This window comes from Micromonospora sp. NPDC003776 (assembly GCF_053605645.1).
Genome location: NZ_JBSGJR010000979.1, coordinates 1 through 1,159 on the forward strand (window position 1 = coordinate 1; position 1,159 = coordinate 1,159).

Sequence of the window (1,159 nt, forward strand, 5' to 3'; positions counted from 1 at the left end):
GGCCGGGGCGGCGCCGGTCGGCTCGGGACCGAGGCCGACGGCGGCGACCACGGGCGCGGTGACCGTGCCCAGCGTGGCCAGCTTGATCACCTCACCGGCGCCGCCGGTCGCGCCGAGCAGGGCCAACGTCTCGGTCAGCTTGCCGTCGAACGCGGCGGCGATGCTCTCCGCGCCGCTGGCCAGCAGCAGGGCGCCGGCGGGTGAGCCGGACTCCTGCTCGGCGGTCTGGCTGTGCACGCCGATCACGATCGCGTCGACGGCGAGTTCGGCGGGGTCGGTGTCGACCAGGCTGAGGGTGGTGCGGGGCGATGTCACGAAAGCTACTCCGGGCGGGCCGGGCCGGCCGCGGCGTCGCGTACCGGCGATGAAGGTCTCCGGCGGCAACCTACCCGCCGGACGCGTTGCTGTCCCGCCGATGGGCTCGGACGGGGTCCCGCCGATGCTAACCAGGCGCTGAGGTGGCGGTAAGTTGCCACCCATGACCGAGGTGACCTCCGACGCCGCCGCGACCCGGCTACGTCGTTCCCCCCTGCACGAGCGGCACGCCGCGCTCGGCGCCAAGTTCGCCCCGTTCGGGGGTTGGGAGATGCCGCTGGAGTACGCCGGCGGCGGCGTGCTCAAGGAGCACACGGCGGTCCGTACCGGGGTGGGCGTCTTCGACGTCTCGCACCTGGGCAAGGCCCGGATCACCGGGCCGGGCGCCGCGGACTTCGTCAACGCCTGCCTCAGCAACGACCTCGGCCGGATCGGGCCGGGCAAGGCGCAGTACACGCTCTGCTGCGACGACGCCACCGGCGGCGTGGTGGACGACATCATCGCCTACCTGCACGCCGACGACCACGTCTTCCTCATCCCGAACGCGGCGAACACCGCCGAGGTGGTCCGCCGCCTGCGTGCCGCCGCGCCGGCCGGGGTGGAGGTCACCGACGAGCACGAGGGGTACGCGGTGCTCGCGGTCCAGGGGCCGCGCTCGGCGGAGCTGCTCGGCGCGCTCGGCCTGCCCACGGACCACGACTACATGAGCTTCTCGGCCGCCACCCTCGACGGCGTGGCGCTGACCGTGTGCCGCACCGGCTACACCGGCGAGCTGGGGTACGAGCTGGTCGCCCCGGCCGAGCACGCGCTCGCCGTGTGGGACGCGCTCTTCGCCGCGGGCGCC

1 protein-coding gene and 1 pseudogene are annotated in these 1,159 nt (G+C 74.5%); one reads left to right on the forward strand and one right to left on the reverse strand.

Annotated features, from left to right (window positions below):
* Window positions 1-315, reverse strand: a 315-nt coding sequence (locus ACWEVO_RS36875; protein WP_452312005.1) for a M17 family peptidase N-terminal domain-containing protein, incomplete at its 3' end; no start/stop codon positions are given.
* Between the two features lie 163 nt (window positions 316-478).
* On the opposite strand from ACWEVO_RS36875, the pseudogene ACWEVO_RS36880 reads away from it, so the two are divergent.
* Window positions 479-1,159, forward strand: a pseudogene (locus ACWEVO_RS36880) (glycine cleavage system aminomethyltransferase GcvT); the annotation flags it as partial.